The 601-nt window shown below is 44.1% G+C and carries 1 pseudogene; it reads left to right on the top strand.

Annotated features, from left to right (window positions below):
- A pseudogene (locus R7R24_RS28525) lies at positions 1-601 on the top strand (5'-nucleotidase C-terminal domain-containing protein); the annotation flags it as partial.

Below are 601 nucleotides of genomic sequence, written 5' to 3'. Positions count from 1 at the left end.
ACGTTATCAAAAAGAACTTTAAACCGGGTGATGAGTGTCAGCCAGACCAACAAAACGGTACTTACATTGTTCAGGCGCATGAGTGGGGTAAATATGTTGGCCGTGCCGATTACGAATTCCGTAACGGCGAACTACGATCTTATTCCGGTAAACTTGAAGAAAAAAATCAATGTGGATGGCCAATCACAACGTGTGTTTGTTCAAGATGAAATTACTCAAGACAAAGCGATGTTGGACTTCCTTCGTCCTTTCCAAGAAAAAGGCCAAAGCCAGCTGAATGTGAAAATTGCGGAATCAAACGGTAAGCTAGAAGGTGACCGTGATGTCGTGCGATTCCAACAGACGAATCTAGGTCGTTTAATTGCAACGGCTCATATGGAACGTGCAAAAGCTGATTTCGCAGTGATGAACTCAGGTGGTGTGCGTGATTCTATTGAAGCTGGTGAAATCACATACAAAGATGTGCTGACCGTGCAGCCATTTGGCAACATGGTTTCTTACGTCGATATGTCTGGTCAAGAAGTCTTGGATTACCTAAATATTGTTGCAACCAAGCCAGTTGATTCAGGTGCTTACGCGCAGTTTGCGGGTATCTCTATGC

The organism is Vibrio sp. 704, assembly GCF_033339295.1.
The sequence above is the reverse complement of the archived record's forward strand: the minus strand, read 5'-3'. Positions and strand labels throughout refer to the sequence as shown.